The sequence below is a fragment of the Caballeronia sp. RCC_10 genome (assembly GCF_041360715.1).
GTDB classification, from domain to species: domain Bacteria; phylum Pseudomonadota; class Gammaproteobacteria; order Burkholderiales; family Burkholderiaceae; genus Caballeronia; species Caballeronia grimmiae.
The window spans coordinates 1-535 of sequence record NZ_JBFUPT010000128.1 but is presented as its reverse complement, the minus strand read 5'-3'; the positions used below and the strand labels follow the sequence as shown (position 1 = coordinate 535).

1 protein-coding gene is annotated in these 535 nt (G+C 59.8%); it reads left to right on the top strand.

Translation table 11 applies throughout. The features are described 5' to 3' along the window. Nucleotides 1-88 precede the first annotated feature (88 nt). Nucleotides 89-532, top strand: a complete 444-nt coding sequence (locus tag AB6804_RS31950; RefSeq protein WP_370889849.1) for a CHAD domain-containing protein — start codon at nucleotides 89-91, stop codon at nucleotides 530-532. Nucleotides 533-535 lie beyond the last annotated feature (3 nt).

Sequence of the window (535 nt, the reverse complement as noted above, 5' to 3'; positions counted from 1 at the left end):
CTATGAGCAACTCGCTGGAGTGCCGATGGCTGCTTAACTCCAGCAAAACGGTCTCCGAGGTTCCCGGTGCGCTTCACTTCAGGACCGAATCACCAGCTTTGCGAGTGAGACGCTGAAGCGCCGCCACAAGAAACTGCTCAAACGGGGCCACCGCCTGGCCGAGCTTGATGATGAAACACGCCATCGCGCGCGCATCGCGGCCAAGAAGTTGCGCTATGCGACTGAGTTCTTCTCTTCCCTGTTCGATCGACGCGAAGTGAAGCGTTACGTCACTGCGCTGAGCGATCTGCAGGACGATCTGGGTTGGCGCAACGACGTCGTCGTAGCGAGCGGACTGCTCCGGTCGTTAGGAGAGAGCAAGCCTGAGACGGCAGCGGGCGCCGGTTTCGCGCGTGGATACCTCGCCTCGCACGCGGTAGCGGATCACGATGCGATGAAGACTTTGTGGAAGAGATTTAGGCCTCTTTTGAATTCTCAGTGGGTGGTTTGGCGGGTCAAGGGCGAGCGTAAGGTCCGCGCAGCGAACCCTTGAGGC